24 protein-coding genes are annotated in these 20,792 nt (G+C 64.8%); 5 read left to right on the plus strand and 19 right to left on the minus strand.

Annotated features, from left to right (window positions below):
• From flgK to L2Y97_RS16900, 11 genes are all read right to left on the minus strand, one after another.
• Positions 1 to 1,872, minus strand: a complete 1,872-nt coding sequence (gene flgK, locus L2Y97_RS16850) for a flagellar hook-associated protein FlgK (RefSeq protein WP_247428867.1) — start codon at positions 1,870 to 1,872, stop codon at positions 1 to 3.
• A 36-nt stretch (positions 1,873 to 1,908) separates the two neighbouring features.
• Positions 1,909 to 2,910 (minus strand): flagellar assembly peptidoglycan hydrolase FlgJ, encoded by a 1,002-nt coding sequence (gene flgJ / locus L2Y97_RS16855; protein ID WP_247428869.1) that lies wholly within the window; start codon positions 2,908 to 2,910, stop codon positions 1,909 to 1,911.
• A 1-nt stretch (position 2,911) separates the two neighbouring features.
• A complete protein-coding gene (locus tag L2Y97_RS16860) occupies positions 2,912 to 4,039 on the minus strand; it encodes a flagellar basal body P-ring protein FlgI (protein ID WP_247428871.1) in 1,128 nt (375 codons plus the stop codon).
• Positions 4,039 to 4,731 carry a flagellar basal body L-ring protein FlgH gene (flgH, locus tag L2Y97_RS16865; protein ID WP_247428874.1) on the minus strand — a complete coding sequence of 231 codons (693 nt, stop codon included), beginning with the start codon at positions 4,729 to 4,731 and terminating at the stop codon, positions 4,039 to 4,041. The genes L2Y97_RS16860 and flgH overlap by 1 nt, the downstream gene beginning before the upstream one ends.
• A complete protein-coding gene (flgG, locus tag L2Y97_RS16870) occupies positions 4,731 to 5,516 on the minus strand; it encodes a flagellar basal-body rod protein FlgG (protein ID WP_247428877.1) in 786 nt (261 codons plus the stop codon). Before flgG ends, flgH begins: the two co-directional genes overlap by 1 nt.
• A 62-nt stretch (positions 5,517 to 5,578) precedes the next feature.
• Complete coding sequence (flgF, locus tag L2Y97_RS16875; protein WP_247428880.1) at positions 5,579 to 6,319, minus strand: flagellar basal-body rod protein FlgF; 741 nt, start codon at positions 6,317 to 6,319, stop codon at positions 5,579 to 5,581.
• 63 nt (positions 6,320 to 6,382) lie between these two features.
• Complete coding sequence (gene flgE / locus L2Y97_RS16880) at positions 6,383 to 7,609, minus strand: flagellar hook protein FlgE (protein WP_247428883.1); 1,227 nt, start codon at positions 7,607 to 7,609, stop codon at positions 6,383 to 6,385.
• 21 nt (positions 7,610 to 7,630) lie between these two features.
• On the minus strand, positions 7,631 to 8,287 hold the full coding sequence (locus tag L2Y97_RS16885) for a flagellar hook assembly protein FlgD (protein WP_247428886.1): 657 nt from the start codon (positions 8,285 to 8,287) through the stop codon (positions 7,631 to 7,633).
• 11 nt (positions 8,288 to 8,298) lie between these two features.
• Positions 8,299 to 8,712: a flagellar basal body rod protein FlgC gene (flgC, locus tag L2Y97_RS16890; protein WP_247328420.1), complete on the minus strand. Its 414-nt coding sequence runs from the start codon at positions 8,710 to 8,712 to the stop codon at positions 8,299 to 8,301.
• Positions 8,709 to 9,128, minus strand: a complete 420-nt coding sequence (gene flgB, locus L2Y97_RS16895) for a flagellar basal body rod protein FlgB (protein ID WP_247428889.1) — start codon at positions 9,126 to 9,128, stop codon at positions 8,709 to 8,711. The genes flgC and flgB overlap by 4 nt, the downstream gene beginning before the upstream one ends.
• A gap of 186 nt (positions 9,129 to 9,314) precedes the next feature.
• Positions 9,315 to 10,232: a chemotaxis protein gene (locus L2Y97_RS16900; protein WP_247428892.1), complete on the minus strand. Its 918-nt coding sequence runs from the start codon at positions 10,230 to 10,232 to the stop codon at positions 9,315 to 9,317.
• A gap of 152 nt (positions 10,233 to 10,384) precedes the next feature.
• On the opposite strand from L2Y97_RS16900, the gene L2Y97_RS22435 reads away from it, so the two are divergent.
• The 5 genes from L2Y97_RS22435 to L2Y97_RS16925 all read left to right on the plus strand — a co-directional run bounded on the left by L2Y97_RS22435 (position 10,385) and on the right by L2Y97_RS16925 (position 14,565).
• On the plus strand, positions 10,385 to 11,698 hold the full coding sequence (locus L2Y97_RS22435) for a methyl-accepting chemotaxis protein (protein WP_283248289.1): 1,314 nt from the start codon (positions 10,385 to 10,387) through the stop codon (positions 11,696 to 11,698).
• Positions 11,695 to 12,393 carry a flagellar basal body P-ring formation chaperone FlgA gene (gene flgA / locus L2Y97_RS16910; RefSeq protein WP_247428893.1) on the plus strand — a complete coding sequence of 233 codons (699 nt, stop codon included), beginning with the start codon at positions 11,695 to 11,697 and terminating at the stop codon, positions 12,391 to 12,393. Before L2Y97_RS22435 ends, flgA begins: the two co-directional genes overlap by 4 nt.
• Before the next feature lie 105 nt (positions 12,394 to 12,498).
• Complete coding sequence (gene flgM / locus L2Y97_RS16915) at positions 12,499 to 12,801, plus strand: flagellar biosynthesis anti-sigma factor FlgM (RefSeq protein WP_247428895.1); 303 nt, start codon at positions 12,499 to 12,501, stop codon at positions 12,799 to 12,801.
• Positions 12,798 to 13,244, plus strand: a complete 447-nt coding sequence (locus L2Y97_RS16920; protein WP_247428896.1) for a flagella synthesis protein FlgN — start codon at positions 12,798 to 12,800, stop codon at positions 13,242 to 13,244. The genes flgM and L2Y97_RS16920 overlap by 4 nt, the downstream gene beginning before the upstream one ends.
• Before the next feature lie 52 nt (positions 13,245 to 13,296).
• Positions 13,297 to 14,565, plus strand: coding sequence for an EAL and HDOD domain-containing protein (locus L2Y97_RS16925; protein ID WP_247428898.1), 1,269 nt, complete (start codon positions 13,297 to 13,299; stop codon positions 14,563 to 14,565).
• Between the two features lie 46 nt (positions 14,566 to 14,611).
• Here L2Y97_RS16925 and L2Y97_RS16930 read toward each other — a convergent pair whose 3' ends face one another.
• The 8 genes from L2Y97_RS16930 to rsmD form a co-directional block, all read right to left on the minus strand.
• Positions 14,612 to 15,022 carry an MAPEG family protein gene (locus tag L2Y97_RS16930; RefSeq protein ID WP_247428900.1) on the minus strand — a complete coding sequence of 137 codons (411 nt, stop codon included), beginning with the start codon at positions 15,020 to 15,022 and terminating at the stop codon, positions 14,612 to 14,614.
• Between the two features lie 11 nt (positions 15,023 to 15,033).
• The gene (locus tag L2Y97_RS16935; protein WP_247428902.1) at positions 15,034 to 16,092 is read right to left on the minus strand and encodes a TMEM43 family protein; all 1,059 of its coding nucleotides are present in this window, start codon (positions 16,090 to 16,092) and stop codon (positions 15,034 to 15,036) included.
• A 33-nt stretch (positions 16,093 to 16,125) separates the two neighbouring features.
• Entirely contained in the window at positions 16,126 to 16,977 is an 852-nt protein-coding gene (locus tag L2Y97_RS16940; protein ID WP_247428904.1) for an MBL fold metallo-hydrolase, read from the minus strand.
• Positions 16,978 to 16,986: 9 nt separating this feature from the next.
• Positions 16,987 to 18,702 carry a gamma-glutamyltransferase gene (ggt, locus tag L2Y97_RS16945; protein WP_247428906.1) on the minus strand — a complete coding sequence of 572 codons (1,716 nt, stop codon included), beginning with the start codon at positions 18,700 to 18,702 and terminating at the stop codon, positions 16,987 to 16,989.
• 63 nt (positions 18,703 to 18,765) lie between these two features.
• Complete coding sequence (locus L2Y97_RS16950; protein WP_247428908.1) at positions 18,766 to 19,023, minus strand: YfhL family 4Fe-4S dicluster ferredoxin; 258 nt, start codon at positions 19,021 to 19,023, stop codon at positions 18,766 to 18,768.
• A 110-nt stretch (positions 19,024 to 19,133) separates the two neighbouring features.
• A complete protein-coding gene (locus L2Y97_RS16955; RefSeq protein WP_247428909.1) occupies positions 19,134 to 19,637 on the minus strand; it encodes a hypothetical protein in 504 nt (167 codons plus the stop codon).
• A gap of 17 nt (positions 19,638 to 19,654) precedes the next feature.
• Positions 19,655 to 20,158: a pantetheine-phosphate adenylyltransferase gene (gene coaD / locus L2Y97_RS16960; protein ID WP_247428911.1), complete on the minus strand. Its 504-nt coding sequence runs from the start codon at positions 20,156 to 20,158 to the stop codon at positions 19,655 to 19,657.
• A gap of 27 nt (positions 20,159 to 20,185) precedes the next feature.
• The gene (gene rsmD, locus L2Y97_RS16965) at positions 20,186 to 20,755 is read right to left on the minus strand and encodes a 16S rRNA (guanine(966)-N(2))-methyltransferase RsmD (protein ID WP_247428913.1); all 570 of its coding nucleotides are present in this window, start codon (positions 20,753 to 20,755) and stop codon (positions 20,186 to 20,188) included.
• Positions 20,756 to 20,792 lie beyond the last annotated feature (37 nt).

Consider the following 20,792-nt stretch of genomic DNA (forward strand, 5'->3'; position numbering starts at 1 on the left):
TCAGCCCTGCACGGCGGAAAGTAGTGACTGGAAAATGGTGTTCGCCGTGGTAATCACCTGGGCGGACGCCGCATAGGCCTGCTGGAACTTCAGGAGGTTGGCGGCCTCCTCATCTAGGTTCACGCCTGCGACGCTCTGCTGCGACGCCGTGGCCTGGTCGAGGATGCTTTGCTGCGCGCTCAGCGCTGTGTTGGCCGACGCACCCGCGGTGCCCACCTGGGCGATGAGCTGGCTGTATGCCTTGCCAACCGTGGTCACGCCGCCATCGAGCACACCTACATTCGCGACGTTGGCCAACGCGAGGGCATTGCCGTTATCGCCACTGGCGCTGCTGGCAGGCTTGACGCTAAAGGTATCGTTGGTGGCGGGCTTGCCGGTGAGGGTCAGCGACCAGCCATTACCGACAATCTTGTCGCCTGGGGTGTAATTCTGATCCGGGCCGCCGTCGATGCTGTACGTGTTTGCCGAGGTAAAGACGATATTGGCCGGCGTCTTGAAATTGGCGTTCGTGGTATCGGTGACGGTCAACGCGCCGAGAACGCCACTACCGGTATTTGTTGATGCCTTGCTCGCGGCGAGCGGACCGGAGGCGGCGATCTTGTTGGTATCGCTGATCGCCACGCTGAGCGACGACGCGGCATTGCGCGTGGGCTGGATCTGGAACGAATCGCCCGCGGCGGCGCCAGCCGTCACGGTGACCTGCATGCCACCGACGACGAACGGATCGGTAGCGCTGCCGGTTCCGGACATGGGTACCGTAACGCCGGACGTCGTCGACGCCGTCCACTTCACGCCATCGAAGCGCATGATGTAGTCGGAGCTATCCAGCTTGGAGACATCGGAGATCGTGGCGGAAACCGTCGCGGTACCAGTGTTCTTCGTGCTGTTGAACACCGCCGGATCGCCGATGTTGAACATGTTCCCGCCCGCATCGCCGTTCAGGTCGATGCCCTGGGCGCTCTGCTTGTTCACCGCCGAGGTCAAAGCGACGGCGGCCCGGCCGAGCTGGTTCCGGGCGGGATCGAGTACCGTGGTGCGGAAATCAAACGTGGCGCCCAGCGAGCCGGAACCCAACTGGTTGGAGATCACCGTACCCTGGGGGTCGACGACCTCGAGGCGGGACGAATCGTACTGGTTGGTCGCGGTTGCCAGCTTGGTGGAGCTGGTGCCGTTGACGAGGGGCAGGCCGTTCCCCACGCTCACGGTGTACATGTGGTCACTGGTCTGCGTGACATTCACGCCGACAATGGACGACAGGTTGGCCACCGCCTGGTCGCGCTGGTCGAGCAGCTCGCTCGGCTCAGCACCGCTTGCATAGGCCTTCTGGATCTGCCCGTTGAGGTTGGCGATGTTCTGCGCCAGCGTGTTTATGTTATCGACAGCGCTGCTGATCTGCTGGTTCGTCTGCGAATCCAGCGACTGGAACTGAGTGGACAGCGACTTGAACGTCGACACGAGCGAGTTCATCTGGCCAATCAGAGCCTGCCGACTGGCCGTATCCACGGGCGCATTAGCCACATCACTGATGGCACCGAAGAAACTGTCGAGCGAGGTTTGCAGGTTGGTCGAGCCGCTGACGACGTTATTCACTGATGCGGTAAGGCTCGCAAACTGGGACGCCCGGCTCTGACTCGAGCTCGCCGACCACACCTGCTGGGTGAGGAACTGGCTGTACGCACGCTGCACACTGACCGCATCGGCACCCTGGCCGACGTAGTAGCCACCCTGGTACTGCGGCGCACGCGCATTGAACGTGGTCGTCTGCCGGCTATAGCCGACCGTGTTCACGTTACTGATGTTATTGCCAACGGTCGACAGACCCACTTGCGAGGCAAGCAGGCCGGAGACACCGGTGGAAAGTAAGTCAGCCATCGTTAGTTCCTTTTGTTCTCTTCACCAGGCCCGTGGTTAAAGATCCGCAGCGATGTGCTTGAGCGCTGCGAGCGCCTGCTTCATCACCGGGCCATTGGCGATATCGGTAAGCTTCTGCGCGTAGCTCGGGTCCGTGGCGTAACCGCCCTGGGTAAGCGCATGGGCGAAGCCCGCGATATCGTCGCCGCGGCCAACGGCCTTCGCGTAACGCGGGCTGCTGGCGACCATATCGGCGTAATCCTTGAAGGAATCCGACGGGGAGTCGTACGCGCGGAAGCTATCCTTCTTGCGCACGGCCACGCCGTTTTCGTATTCCAGTGTTGGTACGTTGACCCGCTTGCCATCCCAGCTGCTGCCAGCCTTGATGCCAAACATGTTGTTGCTGGCCGTGCTGCCCTGGGCAGGCATGTGCTTGCCCCAACCGGTCTCGAGCGCGGCCTGCGCGAGCAGCGCGCGCACGGACACGCCAAGCTTCTTTGCAGCCTCAATGGCGTGCGGGGCGAATTTCTCGACGAACTCCTGCGGGCTGTCGATCGAACCCACGGCGTTGGCGACGGCGGAAGCACCCTGCCCCACCGTGCGGCCCGCACTGGAGAGCATGCGCTCGAGCGAGTTCATCAAGCCGCTGTTCTGGTCCGAGGGCGACGACACGGCATCGGCCGTGGAGGCCGAACCGGTCACGCCATCAAACAGGCCGTTGTCGCGATCACTTCCCGAGGCAGATGCCCCGCCCAGCTGGCGCACGAGCATATCGGCAATACCGATGCCCTTACCCTGCGACAGCGTCACGGACAACTGGTGGTCCAGCATGTCGCGGTACGAGTTGGCCTCGCTGGAACCCATGATGTCGTCACCACCCATGGCGGCGCTGGCGTCGCGCATGGACTTCAGCATCATCTGGGTGAAGATCGATTCGAACTGCTTGGCGACCGTGGGCAGTGCGGCCTTGGAATCCTGCTGCGCGGCCGAACGCAGGCCGGCAAACGCGGACATGTCCGAGTAAGTGCCAAGACGCTGGTTGTCGACCGCGGTAGCCATGTCAGATCACCACCAGTTCCGCGCGCAACGCACCGGACTCTTTCAGTGCCTGCAGGATGGAAATGAGATCGCTGGGCGACGCACCGACCTGGTTCACCGCGCGCACGATCGAATCCAGGCTGGTGCCCGGGCCAAACTTGAACATGTGGCCGCCGTTCTCGCTGACCGCCACCTGGCTGCTGGGCACGACGGCGGTCTGGCCGCGGCTGAAGGCGCCGGGCTGGCTAACCTGCGGCTGCTCGCTGATCGTGACCTGGATGGAGCCATGGGCCACGGCGGCGGTGCCGACCTTCACATCCGAGCCGATGACCACGGTGCCCGTGCGCGAATTGACGATCACGCGGGCCGGCGCATCACCCGGCGTGACATCCAGTGCCTGGATGGTGGCCAGCCAGGACACGCGCTGCGACGGATCGAGCGGTGCACGCACGGCGATGGTGGCCGAATCGATGGCGTTGGCGGTACCGGCGCCAAAGCTGCTGTTCACAGCCTGGGCTACGCGATTGGCCGTCATGAAGTCGGCGGTGTTCAGGTTAAGCATGATATCGCCGCCCTTGTCGAACGCCGTAGGCACGCTGCGTTCGATGCTGCCGCCGCCCGGGATACGGCCGCTGGCGGAGATATTCACCTGCACGCTGGAACCGCTCTTACCCTGGGCGCTGACGCCGCCGACGATGACGCTGCCCTGGGCGATGGCATACACCTGGCCATCGGCACCCTTCAGCGGCGACATCAGCAGCTCACCGCCACGAATGCTCTTGGCGTTACCGATCGAAGCCACGGTCACGTCGATCTTCTGGCCCGGCTTCGCGAACGGCGGGATCTCGGCGGTGATAGTGACGGCCGCTGCGTTCTTCAGCTGCGGCCGCACGTTGCTGGGCACGTTCACGCCAAACTGCTGGAGCATGTTCTCCAGGCTCTGCGTGGTGAACGGGGCCTGGCTGGTCTGATCACCACTGCCATCCAGGCCCACGACCAGGCCGTAGCCCACCAGCTGGTTGCTGCGCACGCCGCCCACCTGCGCCAGGTCGCGGATCTTGTCGGCATGCGCCGGCACGATGGCGAACAGCGCCAGCACGGCGGCAGCGGTGCGGCTGATAACGCGGAGACGGGCGAATGCGGTCTTCATCAGAACGGCATCCACTTCGAATCGAAGAAGCGCGACAGCCAGCCGCGCGTGTTCGAATCGGCCAGCGTACCCTTGCCGACGTATTCGATCTTGGCATCGGCGACGCGGCTGGAAAGAACAACGTTGTCGTTGCCGATATCCTGCGGACGCACGATGCCGGAAATGCGGACCAGTTCCTCACCCTGGTTGATGGTGAGCCACTTTTCACCCTGTACCACCAGCGCGCCGTTGCTCAGGCGCTTGCTGACCGTGACGGTGATTTCGCCATTGAGCGTATTGCTCTGGCTGGAGGCACCATCGCCATCGAACGAGTTGCTGGATGCCAGGCTGCTGTCGGCCACCTTGCCGCCTACTTTCAAACCGTGGCCAAGCAGCGACGGCGCCGTGATGTTGTTGCCGTTTTTCTTGCTGGTGCTGGTCGCGGCTTTCTTGCTGGCCTGCGTGCTTTCCACCAGGGTGATGGTCAGGATATCGCCCATGCGGTGGGCGCGCGGGTCGGCGAATAGCTCCATCGACTGCTGGTCGGCATAGATGGAGCCGCTGGGCATGGCGGTGCGGGCCGGCTCTTCCGGCAGCGTGGCGGTATACATCGGCTTGGGCGTCGGCGGCACGATGGCGCAACCCGCGAGGGTGGCGATCGGCAGCGCGGCGACGAAAAGACGGGCGGAGAGGCGATTCATGGCGTAGCTCATCAGGTCTTCTGGGTGATGAACTGGAGCATCTGATCGGCCGCCGATACGGCCTTCGAGTTCATCTCGTAGGCGCGCTGGGTTTCGATCATGTTCACCATTTCCTCGACGACGTTGACGTTCGACGATTCGAGGGCGTTCTGCTGGATGTTGCCGAGGCCGTTCAGGCCGGCCGTACCCGTCTGCGGCGTGCCGCTGGCGGTGGTCTCCAGGTACAGGTTGTCGCCGCGAGGCTCCAGGCCCGCGGGGTTAACAAAGTCGGCGAGCTGGATCTGGCCCACCGTCTGCGAGGCGGAGTTGCCTTGCGTGGTCACGCTCACCGTGCCGTCGTTGCCGATCGTCACCGCCGTCGCGTTGGCAGGGATGTTGATGGCCGGCTCGAGCGGGTAGCCATCGTTCGTGACGATCTGGCCATCCTGGTCGCGCTTGAGCGAACCATCACGCGTGTAGCCGACGGTGCCATCGGGCATGGTGACCTGCAGGAAGCCGCGGCCATCGATGCGCACATCGAGCGGGTTATCGGTCTGCTGCGAACCGCCCTGCTCGAACATCTTCTGGGTGCCGACCACGCGTACACCGGTACCGATCATGAAGCCGGTCGGCGAGGTGGTCTGCTCGGTCGTCTGGCCGCCGGCCTGGCCACGGTTCTGGTAGGCCAGATCCTCGAACTCGGCGCGGGCGCGCTTGAAGCCCGTGGTGTTCGTGTTGGCCAGGTTGTTCGAGACGACATCCATGCGCGTCTGCTGCGCATCGAGGCCGGTCTTGGCGATCCAGAGGGACGTGAACATCTTTGACTCCTGCGCGCTTGGCGCCTGCTATGCCGCGACGGTTTTGCGTCGCGCGGCGGTGGTTACCCCACCTGTAGCAATTTCGATGCCGACTGCTCGTTTTCGTCCGCAGCTTTTATCGAACGGACCTGCATTTCGTATTCCCGGGAGAGGGAAATCATCTTCACGAGCACTTCGGAAGGGTTGACGTTGCTGGATTCCAGCTCGCCAGAGACCACGCGGACGTTGGCGTCGGCCTCGGCCGGATTGCCGTCACGCGTGTGCATGAGGCCATCGGCGCCGGCCTGCAGCTGGTCGTCACCCGGATTCACCAGCTTGATGCGGTCGGTGGTTGTAAGCGTATTCGGCGACTGACCCAGCGGGACCACGGAAATCGTGCCGTCACTACCGATCTTCACGCTGGAAGCCTGCGGGATCGTGATGGGGCCGCCGCCGCCCATGACGGTATTGCCACGCATATCCGTCAAAAGACCGTCGGCGTCGATGCGCAGGTTGCCGGCGCGCGTGTAAGCCTCGTCGCCATTCGGGGTCTGCACGGCGATCCAGCCGTTCCCCTGGATGGCGATATCCAGGTCGTTGCCCGTGGCCATCTGGTTGCCCTGGGTGGTATCGAAACCGATGCCCTGGGCCACGCCATTGATACGCGTCTGCAAGCCATCGCCCTGGACCGGCAGGCTCTGGAACGCCGACAGCTCGGCCTTGAAGCCGGTGGTGTTGGCGTTGGCCAGGTTGTGCGCGACTTCGGCCTGTGCCCGCATGGTCTGCGTGGCGCCGGTCATCGCTACATATACGGAACGGTCCATGGCGGTTTTCCCTGCGACGGCCCTGGGCGGGTGCGGCGATCACGCCGCGCCCGCCACCGGGGCTTAGTTGCGGATGTTAATGATCGTCTGGGTCAGCGTGTTGTCGGTCGAGATGACCTGGGCGTTGGCCTGGTAGTTGCGCTGCGCCTTGATCATGTTGACCAGCTGGGCGGTCAGGTCGGCCGTGTTGGAGGCTTCGAGCTGGCCGGATTCGATATCACCCATGTCACCGGAGCCGGCCGAACCGCGAACCGGCTGGCCCGAATCGGCCGAGGCGGCCCAGTTCGTGTCGTTCAGCTGGCGCAGGCCCTGCGGGTTGGCGAAGGTGGCCAGGGCGACCTGGCCCAGCGGCACCGACACACCATTGGTGTACTTCGCCGACACCGTGCCATCGGAGGCCACGTCGATCGCCGAGAACTTGCCGGCGGCGTAGCCGTCGTTGGTGGTGGCGGTGGTCGAGGAGGCATCGCCGAACTGGGTGACCTTGCTCATGTCGAGCGTCAGGTTCATCGGGTTCGCGCCCGGGTTGGGCGAGACCGCACCGAAGTTCAGCTTGCCGTTCGTGGGCGTCAGCATGGAGCCGCCGCTGTTGAACGTCATGGCCTGGGCGCCACCTACCTGGGTGCCGTCCACGGTCATGTAGGCGTTCCACTGGTTGGAGCCGGTGGCGTCCTTCGCGTAGTACACGTTCACCGTATGCGCCGCGCCCAGCGAATCGTAAGCCTGGAAGGTCGACATCGAGTTGTAAGAGGTGTCGTCCTTGGGATCGAAGGTTGCGTTGGCCGGGGCCGAGGCGCTGGCCGAAAGGTTGGCCGAAATACCGATATTGGCGCTGGCCTTGGCGGCGGAGGTGCCCGAGGTGAGCTGCAGGTCCTGCAGGGCGCTCTGGTCGAAGCCGCCCGACGCCGTCGGCGGGTACACCTGCAGGTGCTGGCCGGTGGCGTTCACGATGTAGTTGTTGTCGTCCGGATGGAAATTGCCGGCACGGGTGTACGAATAGCCCGAACCATCGCGCAGGGTGAAAAAGCCCGTACCGCTAATGGCCATATCGTACGAATTGCCGGTCTGCGTCATGTTGCCGTTGCTGAACTGCTGGGCAATGTTGGTGACGCGTACGCCGTTGCCACTGGCCGTGGCGGAAAGGTTCTGGCCGGCCACCGAATACACCTGCGAGAACTCCGCACGCGAGCCCTTGAAGCCCACGGTGCTGGTGTTGGCGATGTTGTTGGCGGTGACTTCCAGGTCCGTTGAAGCAGCGTTGATGCCGCTGAGCGCGATATCGAAAGGCATGGAGGTAGGTCCTCGGTGGGATTACAGGATTTGGGCGATCTGGCTGAGCAGGGCGCCGCCGTAACCGGCCACCTGCACGTACGTGCCGTCGGTGCCGGAGGCGCCAACGCCTTCCACCTTGCCCTTGATGAACGTGTCGGCAGCCGTGGTGCCGGACGTGGCGGAGATCTGGTAGACGCCATCCGCGAGCTGAGTACCGTCGTCGGATTTGCCATCCCAGGTGAACTGCTGAAGGCCCGCATCCGGCTGGCCCATGGGAATGGTGCGGACCACGTTGCCGGCGCTGTCCTTGATCTGGACGCTGACATAGGTACCCGACGTCGGTACGTTGACCGCACCGGAAAGCGTCGAATCGGTGAGCTTGCCTGCGCTCGACGGCACGAGGACATCGTTGCCGACCAGCGACGCCGCGCGCACGAACTGATCGCCAGTGAGGTTGGACGACAAGGTGTCAAACGAGGACTGCAGTTCCTGGGTAGCGGCCACCTGGGAGAACTGCGCCATCTGGGCCACCATGTCATTGGCGTCCATTGGCTTGGTCGGGTCCTGGTTGGTCATCTGGGTGACCATCAGCTTCAGGAAATCGGACTGATCGAGCGTTTGCTGCTGCAGCTGGGACGAGCTGCCGCTGGTGCTGCTGGTGCCGCTGGTACTGCTGGTGCCGTTGACGGTGGTCATGATGGAAGGCCTTATTTGCCGAGGTCGAGCGTCTTCTGCATGAGCTGCCTTGCGCTGTTCATGACTTCGACGTTGTTCTGGTAGGAGCGCGACGCGGAGATCATGTTGACCAGCTCGTCGACCGGGTTGACGTTGCTCTGCCAGACGTTGCCGTCGGCATCCGCCATGGGATTGGAAGGCTCGTAGCGGGCCTGCACAGGCGCCTGGCTTTCGGTGATGCCCATGGCGCGGACACCCTCGTTCTCCATCTGGCCGTTGACCATGGCCTGCACCGAGGAAAACATCGGCTGCTTGGCACGGTAGGCACCCGCCTCGCTGCTGGCCACGCTATCGGCGTTGGCCATGTTGCTGGCGGTGGTATTGAGGCGGGCCGACTGCGCGGCCATGCCGGAGCCAGCCACGTCAAAGATCTTGAGCAGGCTCATGAGCTGCCTCCGGTGATGGCGGTGCGCATCATGTGAATCTGCGCGGTGATGAAGCTCAGCGACGCCTGGTAGTGGATGGCGTTGCCAGCAAACTGGGCCTGCTCGACCTGCGTATCCACGGTGTTGCCATCCATGGACGGCTGCGTGGCGGTGCGGTACTTGAGCTGGTCGGCATCGGCCAGGGCGTAGGTGGGGTTACCGCCGATATGGCCGGATTCCGTCGCCGCCATCTGCAGTTGGTTACCGTCCTCGGCCCCGCTTGCCGCCGTAAGGGCTTTGCGGAAGTCAACATCGCGGGCGAGGAAGCCCGGGGTATCCGCATTGGCGAGGTTCGACGAGATGATTTCCGCACGGCGCTGCCACAGGCCGAGTGCCTGTGGGTGCATGCCGAGCAGCGGATCTGGTTTGTCGATCATGGGCGTGGGCCCCCTCTTGGGTCTTGGCCCATGGGGATCAGCAAGACGCGTGCCACGCCCTGCCCCATAACGCGAAACGGCGCCGTAGCGCCGTTCGTGGGTTCAACCGCCAGCCCGTCGTCGGTCCGGCGCCAGTTTTCCGACGCCGCGCATCCGGGGTCTGCCGACGTTGCGCCGTCGCGCCGGTCAGGCCGGCAACAGCTCCAGCACCGCGGTCGCCAGTACCTCGGGCTGGAACTTGGCGATAAAGCGATCGGCACCCACCCGGGCGACCATGGCCTCGTTGAACACACCGCTCAATGAGCTATGCAGCAGGACCCGCAGGCCCCGCAACTGAGCGTCCTCACGAATCGCGCGGGTCAGCGCATAACCATCCATCGAGGGCATTTCGATATCGGAGACGACCAGGTTCACCCGCTCGGCGTCCGGGCCCATGGCCAGGCTACGCAACATGTCCAGGCCTTCGGCGCCATCCTTTGCGAGCAGGCACTCCAGGTCCAGCTTGCGGAACAGGTCGGCGAGCTGGGTGCGGGCCACCAGGGAATCATCCACGACCAGCACCCGGCGGTTGCCGCCCTGCTGCACGTGGGCGGCCTGCTGCACCTTGTCGGAGATCTCGACCTGCTGCGGGTTAACGGCCGCCAGCACCTGCTCTACATCGACCACGGCAAGCAGGTCGCCATCGAGCCGGGTCACGGCGTTCACACGGGCGCCATAGCCAAGCGCAGGCGGCGGAGCGGCCATGTTGGCCCCATCCACGTGGACGATCCGGTCCACGTCCGATACCAGGAATCCCTGCACCGACCGGCTGAATTCGGTGACGATAAGGTGCGCGCTATCCACGCTGGCCAGCGGCGGATAACCCATGGCGGCTGCCAGGTCGATGACCGGAATGGTCTGCCCGCGGTAATCAAAGCTGCCGGAAACCAGCTCATGCATGCTGGGCATGCGCTCCAGCCGCGGCCGGCGCAGTACCTCGCGTACCTTGAACACGTTAATGCCGAAGGCCTGCCTGTCACCCAGCCGGAACAGGAGCATGGCCACGCGATTGTGGCCCGCCAGGCGGGTGAAGGTTTCCACGGTATCGAGGAGCGGTCGGGCCATGGGGGCTACTGCATAGGGAAAGGCGTCGCTGGGGTATCGGCGCGCCACCCGCGTTCTTTATGCCTTTTTGTGGCACGGGGATTGCTTGGCTCAAGTACCACCGTTCGCTACCGATGTAGTGGGCGACCCTTATTGATGAGCGCAAGTACGACATGACCCTGCTCTGGAGCCAGCACGTTCGCCTCCTCGCCCACGCCGCCGCCAGCGGCGACGCCGCGCGTGTCCGGGCCCTTTCGGCGCAGTACCCGGCCGCCGCAAGCGCGCTGGGGACCTTGCTGAACCCGCCGAAGGCCGAGCCGCGCACCGCCGCCGCCACGACCATCCAGGCGATCGAGCAGCAGGGCATGGCCTTGACGAGCGCCCACGCGCTCGGCGCCACCCTTCAGGAATTGGGGACGACGGTGGATGCTGCACGCGATGGCGCCAGCCGTTTGACGGAAGCCAGCGGCGGAATTTCGACAGCCGTGGATCACGCGCATGCGGGCGTCGCCTCCGTGAGCGACGTGGGCACCCAAGGCGTCGCGACGGCCGGCGATCTGGATGGCCAGCTTCGCCTCCTGCGCAGTGCGCTGGCCGGCATGAGCCGCAACCACGCACAGTTCTCCGAATACTTCACGGCGATCCGCAAGCTCACAGCCGCCGTGCAGGATATTGCCCACCAGACCAACCTCGTGGCGCTGAACGCGGCGATTGAAGCCGCGCGCGCCGGTGAGGCCGGCCGCGGCTTTGCGGTCGTGGCCGACGAGGTGAAGCAACTGGCCGAGAAAACCACCCAGGCGACCGCAGAGATCGATCAGGTGACCCATGCCGTGGGTGAGTTCTCCCACCACCTCGACGATGCCGTGCAGAGCAGCTTGCGCCGCCTGGATACCACCCAGGCCGGCGTGGAAGGCATGCAGGCGGCCATGGGCCGCATCGACGAGGCCGTCCGCGGCGCACGCGGCAATCTCGACGCCGCCCGCCAGGGCCTTGGCGCGCTACAGGGGCGCGTCGCCACCGTGCAAACGAATCAATCCGCCCTGGGCCGCGTCGCGAACGAAGTACGCCGCCAGGCAGACTCGGCCGCACGCGCCACGGTGCTCGCTCACCGTCTTGGCCTTGCCAAGCTGGAAACCGAGGGCGCACTCGACGCCGCTACGTTGAGCCAGATGATCCGCGAGGCCTGCCAGGGGCTTCGTTTTGCCGTGGAGCTTGCCGCGCGCGACCCGGCTGGCCTGGATCGCCGCTGGCTCGATACGACGCCGCTTATGCGCTGCATCGACCAGTTGCGTATTCGCCGGGCCGATGGGAGCACCGATGCCACGCAAGCCGCCGCCGAGCGCTTCAGCGCCCTGGCCTCGTCGTACGCCATTACCCTGGGTGAAGGCCGTCACGCTGATGCGAGCCACATGGTGGCGGGCCTGCTCAAGGAACTGGATAACGTGACCCAGGGGCTCTCCGCGGCCTTCGCGGTGCACGCTGCATGATGCACCGCCTCGCCACGACTGCCCTCGTGACCGCCCTGGCCGCCTGCCCGCTCGCCGCGGCGGCAAGCCAGTCGCTGGACACGCTGAGGGATTCCGCCGTGGCGTGGCTGAAGCAGAACCGCACGCTGCCCGGGGCCCGCATGGTGGCCGAGGCGGATCCGCTGGATAGCCGCCTGCGCCTGGCCGACTGTTCAGCGCCACTGGACGTCTCCGTACCGGGGAACCGGCCGATCAGCTCGCGCGTGAGTGTGGTCGTCCACTGCCCGGTACAGGGCGGCTGGACGGCGCGCGTGCCTGTCCGGGTACGCATGTTTACCGATGTCCTGGTCACCACGCGCCCCCTGGCGCGGGGTGACGGCCTGGGTGCGGGCGATGTCCGCGCCGAGGAACGGGATGTCGCCAGCCTGGCCTACGGTTACGTGGCCAGTCTGGACCAGGTCAGCGGGCGCGCCCTGGCGCGCCCGCTGAACGCCGGTACCGTGCTGACACCGGGTATGCTCGCAGGCCGCCAGGCCGTACGCGTGGGCGATGCCGTCAGCATGGAAGCCAGTGTGGATGGCGTGGTGATTCACGCCGATGGCGTGGCGATGGGCGCCGGCGATGCCGGTGCCAGGGTCAAGGTCCGCAATGCGTCTTCAGGGAAGATCCTGGACGCGGTCGTCAGCGGGCCGGGATCTGTCGCCGTACTGCCATGAACGAACTAGGAATCCGGTCACATTTTGCCGGATAGCGCCAGTTAAAGTTTGTGCCCCGAGGGCCGATAAAGGGTTCGAAGGGCACATGTTCCGAGGGATACACCCATGACGACCACAATCAAACCGGGCATCCAGGCCCAGCAGCCGCCGGTGCAGCTGCGCTCGCAGAGCCCGGCCGGCGGTACCGCCAAGGCCGAGGGCGCCGCCAGCGTACGGCCCACGGATGACAGCGTGAACATCACCGACTCGGCCAAGGCGCTCGATGCCGCCAGCCGTTCGGATGGCATCGACACGAAGCGACTCGATGAAATCCGCTCGAAAATCGCCGACGGCACCTACAAGCCGGATGCCCAGGCCATTGCCAGCAAGTTCCTGGCCATGGAATCGCAGATGGGTGGCAAGGCATGAATGCCGGCAGCCGTGACTTCGACACCGCGCTGAGCGCCGTGATGGGCGACCTCGCCCGTGAGGTCGACGCGCTGCATGCCTGCCTGATCGACGAGCGCATGGCGCTCGACCAGGCTAACAGCGACGCGTTGCAGAACGCGACGCGGAGCAAGGGCCACCTGCTCGACCGTATTGATCGCCTTGATACCGAGCGCCGCCAGCTCAGCCATGCCGGCGGCATTGATAGCGCGAATGATGCGCGCTGGGCCGCCACGTTCGCACGAATTGGCGAATGCCGTTCCATCAACGAGACCAACGGCCGCATCGTCAGCCAGCGTATCGGGCATGTCCGCCAGGCGCTTGCGCTTATCACAGGCGATTCGACGGGCGGGGCAGCCTCCACCTACGGGCCACGGGGCACGACCCACGTCAGCCTGCGCTCCGGGATACTTGCGCAGGTCTGACCCCACCACCAACACCCCTCCCGCCCACCGTTTTGGCTTAAGAAGAACAGCAATGGCAGTGAACCCCCAGGCGGCAGCGGTGAACGACGACGGTATCCTCCCGATCGTTCGCGTGCCGGTGCTTGACCGCAAGCAGGCACTGTTTGCCTACGAGTTGCTGTTTCCCCGCCCTGCGGGGGTCGATGTGGATACCGCCGCCACGGCGCACACGCAAGCGACGCTGAGCGCTATCGCCGATGGCAGCCTGAAGCGGCTCGTTCGCGACAACAGGGCCTTCCTGCACATGTCGCGCAACCTGTTGCTCGAACACGCCGATATCCTGCGCCACAACGCGCGGCTTGGCGCGAGTATCAGCGCTGACCTGGGTAGCGACGACCAGCTGCTGGAAAAGCTCCGTGAGCTCAAGAGCCACGGCTGCCTGCTCATGCTGGAAGATTTCAACCTGCCGGCCGATCCCGCGCACCGCGCCGGCGTGGATGCGCTGCTGCGCATCGTGCAATTCGCCAAGGTGGCCGTGAATCATCGCCACCCGGTGGCGGCACGCGCCCACATGGATTACGTACATGCCTTCGGCGTCAAGGTCATCGTGACCGGCATCGATACGCATGAAAGTTTTGCCGACTACGCCGATCAGGACGTGGATGGCTTCCAGGGCAAATACCTGCTGCGCCCCGAGCGCGTGGATATGCCCCGCCTCACGCCGAGCAAGCTTGGCGTGCTGCGCCTCATGGGCGCTTTGCAGGATCCGGAAAACGGCCCCGTCGAGCTGGGCAAGATCGTTCGCGACGACGCCATCCTGAGCTACAAGTTGCTGGGCTGCGTAAACTCCGCCTACTTCGCCCTGCCCCGCCAGCTGAAGTCGGTGGAACAGGCAGCGGTGTTCTTCGGTGTGAATCGCATGCGCAACTGGATCTTCACCATGGCCGTCTCCGGCATGGAGGAGCGTCCGCCGGAGCTGCTCCGCCAGGCGTTGATCCGTGCGCATATGTCCGAAAAGCTGGCACGTGTCATCAAGCCGGAACTGCAGGAAATGGCCTTCACGGCCGGCCTGTTCTCCCTGCTCGACGCGCTGATGAACGTCTCCATGGCCTACGTGCTTGAGCACCTGCCGCTGGCGATCGAGATCCGCGAGGCCCTGCTCGACGGCACGGGCCCCTTTGCATCGATCCTCGACCAGGTCCGCCACTGGGAAGAAGGCGAGCTGGAAAGCGACGCCGCGTTGCGCGACCAGCACGTTCACCAGATGGCCGCCCTGTACGTGGAAGCAACGAGCTGGGCCGATCATGTCTACGCGTTCGCCGACGGCAGCGCTGCTGAATAACGCGCTCCTGCGCGGGCGCGTCGGCCCTACGGTTCAGGGATTGATGTCAAACCAGTGAGGGGGCGATCACGTGGATTACGACGTATTGCCAGATGAGCATCAGCGCCATCGCAAGCAGCACCAGCAGGGTTAGCGCCGCGCCCACCGCGCGCCCCGCGGACATGCCCGGTGTGGCCGAGAGGCCCAACGCGTGGACCACGCGCCCCAACAGCAGCACGATACCGAAGGCGTGCAGCAGGACGGGCAAGGTCTGGTTGAGTTCGAGCACCAGCAGCAGGATAAGCCCGATAGGCACGTATTCGATGGCGTTGCCGTGCGCGCGCACCGCACAGGCGAGCGTGCGATTACCACCATCGCCCAACCCGATGCTCGTATTCCGCCGCAAAAGCATGACGCGGATGGCCAGCCCCAGCATCAACAGGGCGAGCAGCGCGGCGTAGAGACCAGTAATGCGCATGCGTGCTCCTGTCAGTGGACGCCGCGGGCGGTGCGTTGTTGAACGCGCCAGATGGCGAGCCCCGCCCCCAGCACGGCAAAAAGCAACCATACGCTGGCCGTCATCGCATCGCCAGCAAGCCACATGGCACCAGCTACCGCCGAGACAGCCACCATGCCCACGCCCACGGCAAACAGGATGTCGCGGCGAAAGCGGCCACCGCATGCCAGGAGAAGCGCACCAGCCATGGCGAGCAGGTAAGCGCTACCCCGCACGATGGCTACAGCACCAGGCGGTTCGGGAAGCGCCGGAATGACATCGAGCAGGCTGCGTTCGCCGACCTGCACGTCAAACCCGGCGTCGCCCGGCTGAGCCTGCTTTCCCGGGACGAGGGTATCGCCATCGATCCGGGCGACGACGGTCATATCCTGCAGGGGAACAGCCTCCCAGCTGACGCGCAGATCGCCCAGGTGCGGATGATCCGGCTTGCTGCTTGTCACCAGGTCGCCGTCGTGAGCGGTGAACGTGGCCGCAAGATTCGCCGGAAGCGATTTGCCATCCACCGGTACCTGAACCCGTCCCGGGAAATCGCGAACAATCTCGGTGGCCAAGCGGAAATTGCCCAGCCGTACCTCACCCGCTTCGAACTGGCGGCCCTGGATCGGGAACGCGCCCGGATTGACGTGCCCGGCCGGCTTGGCAAAGCCGGTGGCGTCGATCGGATGGTCCACCCAATCCATTTCGTAATGCGTGGCCCCGCCTACCGTGATTTCGCGCCACTGGAACATCTCCACATGGCGGACCAGCACGGGGGAATCGCTGCGCACGTTGAACTCATTGTCGCGCGGCGCATCCACCACCTGCGGCATGCCGCTCACTCGGGTCGTTGAGCCGTACTGGCCAGCAGCCGGGCGACCGGCGGCGCCCAGATCGAGGACCGGGGACCCATGACGGCTTAGCGCGGCCGAGTAATCCATGACCCGGCGCTCATTCCACGCGATCAGCCCCAGGGCACAAAGCAATAGCAGGGCGCCCGCGACACGCGCGCCCCACGCCAGGCCCAGCCCGTTCACGTTTTTCTTCGCCCTCATCAAGCCCCCTGTGAATACGCGCCTGCTCGCGCGTTAGCCCTGCCAGCCGACCAGCGCCGCATGGATATCGGCTGCGTGATACCGGCCTTTTTCATCGATGGCAACCGATGCCATCGCGCAGTCGTGGTCGTGGGTAAAGAACAACCGCACGCCGCGCGCGAGTTTATCGTCTAGAAACGCCTTCTTTTCATCGATCAGTTTCTCCGGCCACCGGTCGTACCCCATGGTGACCGGTAGATGCACCCAGGCACGGCCTGGAATGAGGTCCGCGCAGAAGACCACGCCCCCTGCTTCAGCGAGCATCAGCCCTGGCGTGTGGCCATCGGAGAACTCAAACCGCACGGCATCGCCCAGTGATGACAGCGTGCCGGCATCGACCAGCTCCAGCCGGCCACTCTGTTCGAGCAAGGGAATGAGTTCCGGTATGAACGATGCGCGGTCGCGCGGATGCGGATGCATGGCGCGCTCATAGTGCTGCCGCCCTACGAGGAAACGCGCGTTGGGGAAAAGCAGCTGCGCCGGCTGCCCTGGCTGCCATGGCGCCAGCAAGCCGCCCGCATGGTCGAAGTGCAGGTGCGACAGCACCACGGCGTGGATATCTTCGTGACCAAGGCCTACGGCGGCGAGTGAATCCAGCAGTACGTGCCGGTCCTCGACCACACCATACCGCTCACGCATCCCGGGATCGAAGAACGCGCCGATCCCGGTTTCGAACAGCACATTGCGGCCATCGAGGTCGCGGACGAGCAGGCAGCGGCAGGCGAGCGGAATGCGATTCTGGTCATCCGGGGCGACCCAGCGCGACCACATGGCGCGCGGGGCGTTGCCGAACATGGCACCGCCATCCAGCTTCTGCGAATTCCCGATGAGCGAGAAGAGTTCCATGGAGCTACCTTACTGCACCTTGCCAAGGCCCGAGGGGCGGCGCGGATCGCTGGCAGCCTCGAGCTTGTTATTGCGATGATCCCAGGTCACGACATTCATGAAGCCCCACGGCGAGCGAGGGCGAAGCACATGGCCCATGTCGGTTAGCGTCTTGGCCGTGGCTGCGTCGAATACACCATCTTCGACGTCCACGCGATCGGGCAAGTATTGGTGGTGATAGCGCTTTTGCGCGGTTATCTCGCTTGCGCCCTTACCGTCGATGAAGGCCAGGATGCCCTCGAGCACCTGGGTAATGATGGTGGAACCGCCCGGCGAGCCAATGACCGCCGTGCGGTCCGCCCCGAAAACGAAACTGGGCGACATGGACGAAAGCATGCGCTTGCCAGGCTCGGGCTTGTTCGCCTCCGCACCACGCAAGCCAAACGCGTTCGGCTGGCCAGGGACCAGGGCAAAGTCGTCCATCTCATCGTTGAGGAATACGCCGGTGCCGTCCGCGACGAAACCGGAGCCAAATTCCAGGTTCACCGTGAGGGTGGATGCCACCATGTTGCCGTCCGCATCGATCACCGAGAAATGGGTGGTGTGCATACCCGGTTCGGTGGCCATGGCCGTGGGCAGGAGGTCCGAAGGCGTGGCCTTGTCAGGCGAGATCGTCGCCCGCAGCCCATCGGCGTAGTAGCGCGAAAGCAGCATATCCAGCGGCATCTTCACGAAATCCGGGTCACCCAGGTATTCGTTGTGGTCGCGGAATGCGCGGCGCATGGCCTCGATCGTGAGATGGGTGGAATGCGCGAGATCGAGCTTCGACAGGTCGAAGCCGGCCAGGATGTTCAATACCTCTGCGATGGCCACGCCACCCGATGACGGCGGAGGTGCGGTGACGATGCGGTAGCCCTTGTAGTCGATACGCAGGGGCTCGCGCTCCTTCACCTTGTAGGCATCCAGGTCGGCCTGGGTCCAGTTACCGCCGGCTTTGCGCGACGAATCCACCAGCAGCTTCGCGGTTTCACCCTTGTAGAAGCCATCGGCCCCCTTCGCCGCCAGGCGCTTGAGCGTGCCGGCCAGGTCCGGTTGCTTCAGCGTCCAGCCCTGGGCCGGTGCCTTGCCACCCGGCAGGAAAATGGCAGCCGACGATGGGTACCGCGAGAGGACATCCTGGTTTTCCGCGATCGTGCCGATGAACCGGGCATCGGGCTGGTAACCCTCGGTTGCGACGCGGATGGCAGGAGCCAGCGACTGCGACAACGGCAATTTGCCGTAGTGCGCCGCGATCCAGGCCAGGCCAGCCGGCTCTCCGGGAATACCGGCGGACAGCGGGCCGTGCGTGGAAACATCACGGTTGGGCTTGCCATCCTTGCCGACGTATACCTTCATATCGACGGCCTTGGGCGCCGTTTCGCGCGCGTCGATGAAAATGTCCCGGTTGTCCCTGGCCACGTGCAGCATTGCCATGAAGCCGCCGCCAAGACCGGAGCTCTGCTGCTCGACAACCGCGAGCGTTGACGACACGGCGATGGCGGCATCAAAGGCATTGCCGCCCTTGGCCAGCACTTCCAGCCCGGCGTTGGTGGCCAGGTAGTTCGCACTGGCGATGGCGGCGTGGCCGGGGCCACGCGTGGCAGGTGCGGCGGCGGACTGCGGATGCTGGTCGGCGGCGGCAACGCCGGAGCCAGCCACAAGGAACAGGCTCGCGGCGAGCACGCGCCACGATGGGGCATGGACCATGGGGGCCTCACTTCATGGGGAATATCTCGATCTGCGAGATTAACCCATCGGGACGCCGAGGTCTTACGAAGCCGCCTTCGCCATCAGGTGCTCGTATTTGAGCATGAGCTGATCATGGGTCTCGACATGATCGGGATCGTGCGGAATGCACTCGACCGGGCATACCTCGACGCATTGCGGGTTGTCGAAATGGCCCACGCACTCGGTGCACAGGTCCGGATCGATCACGTAATACAGCTCGCCGAGCGAAATGGCCTTGTTGGGGCACACGGGCTCGCAGACGTCGCAGTTGACGCAAGTGTCGAGGATCAGGAGGGACATGGCCGCATTTTAGCCTGTTTCTCGCCTGCCCGCCCTGTGTAGGGGCGCACAACAAGAAGGGCGCCCTGAGGCGCCCTTCCTGACTATTCACCCCTTTCGCCTTACGCCACTTACATCGCGACGAAGCGGAAGGTCGCGCCGGTCGGGGCCAGCGCGTCGGCAACGCGCTGCTGGTCGGCCTGGTCGCCGATGAACAGGATGATCACGTTCTTGAACGAGCCCGGGTTGGCGCTCTTGAAGGCGTCAACGATCAGGTCAGCGGTCTTGGCCGACTCAGGGCCACCAAACACGAGCATGTTGCCCGGGGTGACGCCACGGGCCACGGTGCCCTGCACGTTATCGAGCTGGCGCGCGCGGCCGTCCTGGCCAGCCTGGTCATCGCCGGCGGGCACGAAGTACGGGAACGGGCGGTCAGCCGTCATACCCTGCATGTTCTTGCGCACGATCTGGCCGAAGAACTGGCTCCAGGCCTTGGTATCGGTCGGGTCAGTGGGCTTGGCGACGGCGGCTTCCTGCTGCGTGGCTGCCTGGTCGGTGTCCTCCGACTTGTTGCAAGCGGACAGGGCCAGGGCGGCGGTCAGGGCCACGGACGCGGCGAGGACGAACTTACGCATGATGATCACCTTTGTTTTCAAGAGTTGCGCCAGCGCTGGCGCATGGCCTGCTGCACCGCCGGATGCACGAAGCCGGAAATATCGCCACCCAGGCGACCGATTTCACGCACAAGCGACGAGGAGATGAAGCTGTACTGCTCCGCCGGGGTCAGGAACAGCGTCTCAACCCCGGGGATGAGATGGCGGTTCATGCTGGCCAGCTGGAACTCGTACTCAAAATCCGACACGGCGCGGAGCCCGCGAAGGATAACGCCCGCGCCGATTTCGGTGACGAAATCGGCGAGCAGGCAATCGAAGCCCCTTACTTCCACGTTCGGCAGGTCGGCCAGGGCGAGCCGGGCCAGCGCGATGCGCTCGCCCAGGCTAAAGCCAGGGCCCTTGTTTCGGCTCTCTGCAACGGCTACCACGATACGGTCAAACAACGGGGCGGCACGCGACACAAGGTCCGCGTGGCCGTTCGTGATGGGATCGAACGTACCGGGGTAAACGGCGAGGCGCGGATTGACCGGCGGATGAGTCATGAAGGGACGGGTCAGGGAAAACGCGGGCTAGCTTAGCGGAACATCCGGGGTGCGGCGATAGAGGGTGTAGGCAACCTCCCCGGCAACACCCTGGCGGTGCACCTGCCACGTGGGCGGAACCGCCGAACTGGCGGTCCTGGGCGCCTCCACGTAAATCCACGCCGAGGGCGCCAGCCAGCCGTGGCTCTCCAGTGCATCAGCCGCATCGCCCCACAGGTCCCCGGCGAAGGGGGGGTCCATGAAGACCACGTCCGCGGGCTTGCCCCCCGCCTTCAGCCAGCGCACGGCATCGTCGCCAACCACGGCCGCCTGGACCTTGAGCCGGGCGAGGTTGGCCCTTAACGCCGCGGCCAGTCTGGCGTCCCGTTCGACAAAGGTGACCATCGCCGCGCCACGGGACAGGGCCTCGATACCGAGTGCGCCTGTGCCAGCGAACAGATCCAGGCAGCGGGCGCCGCCAATGACCGGCTGCAACCAGTTGAACAGCGTTTCGCGGACACGGTCCGTGGTCGGGCGCAGCCCCGGCAGGTCGGGTACCTCGAGCCGTGAATTGCGCAGGGAGCCGCCAATGATGCGGATACGGCCGTTTGCGGTCATCGCTCAGCGGCCAGAGGGGGCGAGAGTGCTAGCATTC

Source organism: Luteibacter aegosomatissinici, assembly GCF_023078495.1.
GTDB lineage: Bacteria > Pseudomonadota > Gammaproteobacteria > Xanthomonadales > Rhodanobacteraceae > Luteibacter > Luteibacter aegosomatissinici.

Coding starts and splice junctions, on each gene's coding strand:
- flgK (WP_247428867.1), bottom strand. CDS start 1,872: ATGGCTGACTTACTTTCCACCGGTGTCTCCGGCCTGCTTGCCTCGCAA.
- flgJ (WP_247428869.1), bottom strand. CDS start 2,910: ATGGCTACCGCGGTCGACAACCAGCGTCTTGGCACTTACTCGGACATG.
- L2Y97_RS16860 (WP_247428871.1), bottom strand. CDS start 4,039: ATGAAGACCGCATTCGCCCGTCTCCGCGTTATCAGCCGCACCGCTGCC.
- flgH (WP_247428874.1), bottom strand. CDS start 4,731: ATGAGCTACGCCATGAATCGCCTCTCCGCCCGTCTTTTCGTCGCCGCG.
- flgG (WP_247428877.1), bottom strand. CDS start 5,516: ATGTTCACGTCCCTCTGGATCGCCAAGACCGGCCTCGATGCGCAGCAG.
- flgF (WP_247428880.1), bottom strand. CDS start 6,319: ATGGACCGTTCCGTATATGTAGCGATGACCGGCGCCACGCAGACCATG.
- flgE (WP_247428883.1), bottom strand. CDS start 7,609: ATGCCTTTCGATATCGCGCTCAGCGGCATCAACGCTGCTTCAACGGAC.
- L2Y97_RS16885 (WP_247428886.1), bottom strand. CDS start 8,287: ATGACCACCGTCAACGGCACCAGCAGTACCAGCGGCACCAGCAGCACC.
- flgC (WP_247328420.1), bottom strand. CDS start 8,712: ATGAGCCTGCTCAAGATCTTTGACGTGGCTGGCTCCGGCATGGCCGCG.
- flgB (WP_247428889.1), bottom strand. CDS start 9,128: ATGATCGACAAACCAGATCCGCTGCTCGGCATGCACCCACAGGCACTC.
- L2Y97_RS16900 (WP_247428892.1), bottom strand. CDS start 10,232: ATGGCCCGACCGCTCCTCGATACCGTGGAAACCTTCACCCGCCTGGCG.
- L2Y97_RS22435 (WP_283248289.1), top strand. CDS start 10,385: ATGACCCTGCTCTGGAGCCAGCACGTTCGCCTCCTCGCCCACGCCGCC.
- flgA (WP_247428893.1), top strand. CDS start 11,695: ATGATGCACCGCCTCGCCACGACTGCCCTCGTGACCGCCCTGGCCGCC.
- flgM (WP_247428895.1), top strand. CDS start 12,499: ATGACGACCACAATCAAACCGGGCATCCAGGCCCAGCAGCCGCCGGTG.
- L2Y97_RS16920 (WP_247428896.1), top strand. CDS start 12,798: ATGAATGCCGGCAGCCGTGACTTCGACACCGCGCTGAGCGCCGTGATG.
- L2Y97_RS16925 (WP_247428898.1), top strand. CDS start 13,297: ATGGCAGTGAACCCCCAGGCGGCAGCGGTGAACGACGACGGTATCCTC.
- L2Y97_RS16930 (WP_247428900.1), bottom strand. CDS start 15,022: ATGCGCATTACTGGTCTCTACGCCGCGCTGCTCGCCCTGTTGATGCTG.
- L2Y97_RS16935 (WP_247428902.1), bottom strand. CDS start 16,092: ATGAGGGCGAAGAAAAACGTGAACGGGCTGGGCCTGGCGTGGGGCGCG.
- L2Y97_RS16940 (WP_247428904.1), bottom strand. CDS start 16,977: ATGGAACTCTTCTCGCTCATCGGGAATTCGCAGAAGCTGGATGGCGGT.
- ggt (WP_247428906.1), bottom strand. CDS start 18,702: ATGGTCCATGCCCCATCGTGGCGCGTGCTCGCCGCGAGCCTGTTCCTT.
- L2Y97_RS16950 (WP_247428908.1), bottom strand. CDS start 19,023: ATGTCCCTCCTGATCCTCGACACTTGCGTCAACTGCGACGTCTGCGAG.
- L2Y97_RS16955 (WP_247428909.1), bottom strand. CDS start 19,637: ATGCGTAAGTTCGTCCTCGCCGCGTCCGTGGCCCTGACCGCCGCCCTG.
- coaD (WP_247428911.1), bottom strand. CDS start 20,158: ATGACTCATCCGCCGGTCAATCCGCGCCTCGCCGTTTACCCCGGTACG.
- rsmD (WP_247428913.1), bottom strand. CDS start 20,755: ATGACCGCAAACGGCCGTATCCGCATCATTGGCGGCTCCCTGCGCAAT.